We start from the raw sequence: 6,204 nt of genomic DNA, 5'->3' as shown, positions 1-6,204 counted from the left end.
ATTCTTTAACCACCCAGAGGGTTATGTAAAAACAAGCAGTGGCGCCTTTCACTATGCATACCAATATAAGGATCATTTTGAGGGCGGAGCGTTAATAAAAGGTATGGTATACCTTTTTAGCGAACGAGCCAGCTGGCGGGTTGGCAAAAGATTATCTTATACTGATAATAACAGTGATGGTGTTATTTCTCCAAGTACGGAAATTATCGAGGAAATCGACGAAGGAGATTCACCGAATACCAAAATAAGTAAAGAACGGTGAGGTAATCTAATTACTATCCTTTTGGACTTAAACATCACGGATACAATAATAACGTCTCATCCCTTGGAAATTCTACCGCGCAGAAGTTTGGGTATAATGGAAAAGAGTTAAATGATGAATTAGGAATAGAGTGGCATGATTTTGGTGCAAGGAATTATGATGCTGCATTAGGACGTTGGATGAATCTTGACCCTCTTGCTGAGAAAATGCGTAGGCATAGTCCATACAATTATGCGTTTGATAATCCTATATATTTTGTCGATTATGACGGAATGGCTCCTATGGCTAATGAATGGCCTCCTAAAGGGGGATGGGGTAAATGGGCATCTGATTATGCAAAAGGAGCTTGGGGACAAGCAGGAAATTTAGCTAAAGGCCTAGTAACTTCTACTTACACAAATATCAGTACTGGTATAGAAAAAAGTAAAGAAGTTGGAGGAAAATTATTAGACGGAGATGTATCTGGTGCGGCTAGTAGTTATGCAAATGCTGTTTATGAAACTAGTGGAGCAAAGGATTTGATAGAAACTTCAAAGGCAGCCGCAAATGGAGATGGTGCAGCTGCTGGAAAAACGGCTGTAAATATAGTAGCTTTACTTACTGTTAGAAAAAGTGGAAAAGGAAAGAGTAGCGCTAGTACTAAAACAAGTTCAAGTGCCGCTTCAGGCCAACTAGAGGCTCAAGTAGGAGCTATAACTTCTGAAATTCAATCAACAGGAAAGAGACCAGCAACTATTGCAGGTGCTGAATTAAATGGGTCAACAGCTATTGCTACAAGTGGAAAGCCTCCAGGTAGAATTGCTCCATCATTACAGTAAGCTGCTGATAATTTAGGAGGTGTAGGTACTAAAACTAATTCAGGGAACACTGTAGGATGTTGTGCAGAGTTTAGAGCAGGTAATCAAGTTTTATTAGAAAACCCAGCAGCAGTACCTGCACAAGTAAAGTTTACACCAGCAGTAAGACCTAGAAATGGTGAAGTAATTCCCCCTTGTGAAAACTGTACGTCTGTATTTCCTCAATTAGAAAATTAACCATTATGTATACAGAAGCTTATGATATAGATATGTTTTTAATTGATAAAAATGATGATATCGTTTTTATAGCTTCTGGTGGTGGTGATTTACCATTCACAATAAATGAACTTGATTGTGATATATTAAAGGAATATTTTATTAACTCTCCTAATATTGGTGATTATGAAGTCAGTAATAATCTAAAATCAATATTAGGGGAATTTAATGAGAAAACTCTGTTTGAATTTACCTCTTTATCCAAGAAAGGAATATATAGCTTTGATAAAACTAAACTTAATGATTCTGGAGATTTAAATTACCACTTAGTTTCTATCCCTGAAGCTAAAATAAACTTAAATAGTTTGCCTACTAAAATCCAGAATATATTATCCAAAAACAAATTAAATGTTAATGTAAAAGATAAGTATTCTATAAATTTATTTAGTGATTTATAAAAGGATAACGGTTTCAGTAAGATTAACATCTTCTAACTTACCCCCATTCATCAACACTTCATTAATAGCATTAAATTCAGAACTTAAACTAGCAATTTTTAGTATAGTTTCTGAGTCAGCACCTTTATTTATATAGTCCCTAACGGAAATGTCAATTATATTATAATAATCATTCATCAAATAAGATTTTTTTATCTCCTGCTCTGATGATAATTTTTCTATATAACTATCTGGAAAATTCACATTTGGTAACATTCTTCTACAAAATACTATCGGAAGAAATATGTATATATTATTTATCAAGGGAAAATTTATACCGTTATTTTTGAATAGCCCCATTATTTTATCATAGGTCATAAGGCCTTTATAGTCAGCTAATAAATCTATAGCTAACTGAATTTTATATTTTAAAGTATCATCCATATATTAATATCAAGTACTAATTATCAAATATTAGTCCAAAATTAATAGTTCTTCCTTAATTAATTAGCAGAAAACTTAATTAATCAGTGCAATCTACATAGCTATTTTAAAATAACGTGTTCCTTAAATGGGATTGTATTGAAAATGAGATAGTTGTTATTTTGTGTTAAAAATAAAATATTCAGTAAGAAGTAATGTCAATAATTTCGATGTTACTTTTTACTTTTGTTAGGTCTTTGGATTTATAAACATACTTTACAAATATTTTGTTTGTTAAGCTGTCTTCTTAAGGCTTTATGTTCATTGAAATTTTGGGTGTATTTGGAAATATCTATTGTCATACCGTTAAATGTTTCTATAGGGGTATTACCACCTAGGTTCATTTGTGGACGTATGTTGTTATAAACCTCAACACTTTGTTCTAGAATTTCACGAAACTGATTTTCATTATCAATAGTTTTTGGAAATAGAAATTGGTGTTTAATTTCTTTATTTAATGCTTCTATCATGGAATTGGAAAACACCACATCTTTTTGAGCAATAATATGCTCAATAGGAATCTCAGGACTATTTATAAAATTAGAAACCGTTGTGTTTACATTTTCACTTCCGCCATCTGTGAGAAATTGTAATTTGTTAGGCTTATGCAATTGATATGCATTATCAAGTAATTCTTTAATGGCAATAGATGACGAACTAGAACAAATTTTGTAGCCAATAATGTATTTTGAGAAATGGTCTATTAAAAAATGTATGTGATGTTTTATAGTATCAGTAGTTTTAAAAATAGTAACATCAGCACACCAAAGCTCGTTTGGTCTAGACGTTTTTACAGGATCATAATCATCAGCTTTTCGTTTTCGAGGTCTGTTGTTAAATCCAAGTAATCGACAGTATTTATAAAACGTAGAAAGACAACATTGTAATTTTTCATCACGTATAGCTTTAAGATATATAGAAGATTTAGACCAGAATTTATAATCTTCATTTGTCATATACTGTTTTATAGTTTCGACTTCCGTAGGTAACAATTGATTAGAAAAGCGTTTAACACACCATTTAAAATAAGAGGCATTACATTTATGAATAACAATAGCTTTGTAATTCTTAAAGGTGCTTCTTGAAATGTTGAATATTTTTAAGGCTTTGCTAATAGGAATAGAATCTTTAACAGATTCAATGGTATTAACAATCAATTCCTTTTGCTGTTTAATAACAGATTTTACTCCTTTTATTTTAGAAATGACTTCATGAAAAGTATCAGCCAGTTTAAAATAGTTTTCGTTTATTTTTTTAATTTTGGAGGATTGATTAATACGTTTAATAAATCCGACTTCTTGTTTGATAATATTATTAATTTCACAAAAGGCATATTTATCATCACTTTCATTCTTCCAACGCGAAATATTAGAACGTGGAATTTTGGTGATTTGTTCAGAATCTAAAACATCATGAAGTACACCATATCGGTAATGTCCTAAACTGGCACTTTTGAAAAACGATTAAAAATAAACTCTGAAAATCAGTAAATTAAATAATGAGTGAGCCTCTTAATTGAGGCTTATTCACGTTCTTTGAAATATTAAAAGTTCGTTAGAGCTTATAAAAACTAGGTTTTATATTGCTTGAAAGCTTTTATAAGGTTGAACTGCTAAATTGTAGAATTTTTTCAAAATTACAATAGTTTATTGGGTGTTTACTGTAATTTTACTAGATTTGGATATAGGTCAAGTATGGGGAAACAAGTTCTTAAATATACAACTGCCATACGATCGGTATAAAGTTAGCCAATTCAGTGGCTGGTAGTTTATCGAGTCCGGTAACTACGGAATACGCCGGGAACTATATTTACAACAAGGTTTTTGTCGAAGTTGTAATCGAGAGAAGTCTAATAAAAATCCGGATAAATGGTATAATAGAAAAATGATTAACTAATAATATGTATGGATAAGATATTTTTCGAGTATGAGATTTCTGATGAAACAGGAATTGAAAGCGTTTGGGCTACAAAAATAAAAGAAGACATATATAGAATTGAAAATATTCCGTTTTATGTTAGAGAGTTTGCTTATGGTGATTTAGTTAAAGCCTATTTAAAGAATGATTCCCTACATGTGGAGGGTTTGTTCGAAGAATCAGGAAATAGTACAATACGAATACTTGTAAATGAAGAGGATTTAGACCTTAAAGATGAAATAACAGAAGACCTTATTAGATTAGGGTGTGGCTGGGAAGGAAGTAATATGAAAAGATTAATTTCCGTTAATATACCTAGAGCAATTGATTATTCTGAAGTAGAAAGTTTTTTAATCACAGGTGAAGAATTGTTAGAAACTTTTGAATATGAAGAAGGTTGTGTTTCTAGTAAACATAAAAATGATTTAGCATAAAATTAGGAGATATAAAAACAGGCGAAATCAATATTAAAAAAATAACATAAAAAGGGTTAAGACACTAGAATAACATTCGTATGAGATTATTAGTAATTTTAATAGTATTTTTTAGCGTTTCCTGTTCTTCAAATAGGTACATTATTGAAACTAAAAAAAATGCTTCAACAGAAATTCTCAATAGAATTAATTTTATAGAAAAGCAATGGTTAAATTTAAATACTGGTAAAAAAGCTAATTTTTCTTTAGTTGAAGATATTGTAAATTTATCAGGGATCTCTACAGAGAAATGGGATGGTAATTATTTCGGTATTCAATATACTCCTTCTAAGAAAGAAATATTAAAGTGGAAGGAATGGTACAGTCTTAATAAAGGTAGGTTTGAATATCAGGCTTTTGTAAGAGTTGATAAAGGAAACTATTATTATAGAATATCTGATGGTAAAAATACTACTGACTTTGTTTTAGATAGACCAATTATTAACCTAAGAAATGAATCAGGAGAAATAACTTCTAGTGTTAAAATAAGAAGCCTCTTTGCCTTTGTTGATAATGATAGCTTGGCAAAATAAGTCAGATAAAAAGATGAGATTGAATTTGGTTCTCGTCAAGGTGTTAAGTTTATTAAAGATGATAAAAAAATAGGAAACTCCAGATAGTACTGGATATAAGCAAGAAAGGTTTGACCCAGCCCATTCCTCTTATAGTTATGAAGATTTACCGTCTTATAGATTTGGTGCTACTTTTGCAATGCAATTTTTTAATCCAGATAGCAATGCTACTTTAGTCCAACAAATACAGGCTTATTTGAACAATGTTTTTGGAGCTACTGTTCTAACAGACGCACCGAATTATCAAACAATGCCTACAATAGACTCTAAAAATCCACCTTCAAGAACTAATAAAACAACAAAGCCAAAATATACACAAGAATAGACTATGAAAAAAAATATTCTTTTAACCATATCAATTTTAATAATAGGATTTATAATATATTTATTAATTGATAAAAATAATTTAGAATCGGAGGGGAATGCCATAATTAGTAAGATAGAAATATTTAAAATTAGTAATAATCGTTTGCCTAATTCTATGAGCGAGTTAGGAATAAAAGAAGAAATGATGGATCTTTTTTATTATGAAAAAAATGATATTACAAACAGTTACTTAGTTTGGTATGGAACTATTTTAGGAGAATCTGTAACATATGATTCAACAACAAAAAAATGGAATTACTAGGATAGAGTGATGTTAAAATATAAAAACATCCGATGATGGTTTTATATTTTAAAAGTGAAAAACTTTCTATTCTCGCAAAAAAAGGAAAGCCAAACCCGATGACATAGAATTTATAGATTAAGTAAACAATTCCTTGAAAATAAAATTCAAGTATTTATTATTGGAAAATCTATTTTTAAAAAACGCTCATTTTGAAAAAGTGGGCGTTTTGTTTGTACCCAGCTCCCGCACGATGGTATTTGTGGTAAAAGCAGATATTATTAAATTTATTGAAAAAATAGTTATGAGTAGGAATTATAAATTTCATAATCCAGAAGGATTGTATTTTGGGAGTTTTGCCCCTGCTCAAGCCAATTTAGGGCCGAAAGTAGGGCACACAATTAGAGATCCAAAAGCATTTTCTGAATAAATCAAAAAAC

General features: G+C 30.5%; 7 protein-coding genes and 1 pseudogene. 6 read left to right on the top strand and 2 right to left on the bottom strand.

The window, feature by feature from the left end:
• Window positions 1-285 precede the first annotated feature (285 nt).
• Together ACKTS5_RS13930 and ACKTS5_RS13925 are read left to right on the top strand one after the other, a co-directional pair.
• Window positions 286-1,080, top strand: a pseudogene (locus ACKTS5_RS13930) (RHS repeat domain-containing protein); the annotation flags it as partial.
• Window positions 1,081-1,301: 221 nt separating this feature from the next.
• Window positions 1,302-1,733, top strand: coding sequence for a hypothetical protein (locus ACKTS5_RS13925; RefSeq protein WP_408044488.1), 432 nt, complete (start codon window positions 1,302-1,304; stop codon window positions 1,731-1,733).
• Here ACKTS5_RS13925 and ACKTS5_RS13920 read toward each other — a convergent pair.
• Window positions 1,728-2,156, bottom strand: a complete 429-nt coding sequence (locus ACKTS5_RS13920; RefSeq protein WP_408044487.1) for a hypothetical protein — start codon at window positions 2,154-2,156, stop codon at window positions 1,728-1,730. The genes ACKTS5_RS13925 and ACKTS5_RS13920 overlap by 6 nt on opposite strands.
• 242 nt (window positions 2,157-2,398) lie before the next feature.
• Complete coding sequence (locus ACKTS5_RS13915; RefSeq protein WP_408044486.1) at window positions 2,399-3,352, bottom strand: transposase; 954 nt, start codon at window positions 3,350-3,352, stop codon at window positions 2,399-2,401.
• 747 nt (window positions 3,353-4,099) lie between these two features.
• Here ACKTS5_RS13915 and ACKTS5_RS13910 point away from each other — a divergent pair.
• From ACKTS5_RS13910 to ACKTS5_RS13895, 4 genes are all read left to right on the top strand, one after another.
• Window positions 4,100-4,546, top strand: coding sequence for a DUF4265 domain-containing protein (locus tag ACKTS5_RS13910; protein ID WP_408044485.1), 447 nt, complete (start codon window positions 4,100-4,102; stop codon window positions 4,544-4,546).
• A gap of 80 nt (window positions 4,547-4,626) precedes the next feature.
• Window positions 4,627-5,118, top strand: coding sequence for a hypothetical protein (locus tag ACKTS5_RS13905; RefSeq protein WP_408044484.1), 492 nt, complete (start codon window positions 4,627-4,629; stop codon window positions 5,116-5,118).
• Between the two features lie 367 nt (window positions 5,119-5,485).
• Entirely contained in the window at window positions 5,486-5,785 is a 300-nt protein-coding gene (locus ACKTS5_RS13900; protein WP_408044483.1) for a hypothetical protein, read from the top strand.
• A gap of 133 nt (window positions 5,786-5,918) precedes the next feature.
• A complete protein-coding gene (locus ACKTS5_RS13895) occupies window positions 5,919-6,194 on the top strand; it encodes a hypothetical protein (RefSeq protein ID WP_408044482.1) in 276 nt (91 codons plus the stop codon).
• Window positions 6,195-6,204: the final 10 nt, after the last annotated feature.

Source organism: Tenacibaculum litopenaei, from assembly GCF_964514025.1.
GTDB classification, from domain to species: Bacteria; Bacteroidota; Bacteroidia; order Flavobacteriales; family Flavobacteriaceae; genus Polaribacter; species Polaribacter litopenaei.
Note: the sequence above shows the minus strand (reverse complement) of the source record. Positions and strands in the feature narration are given on the sequence as shown.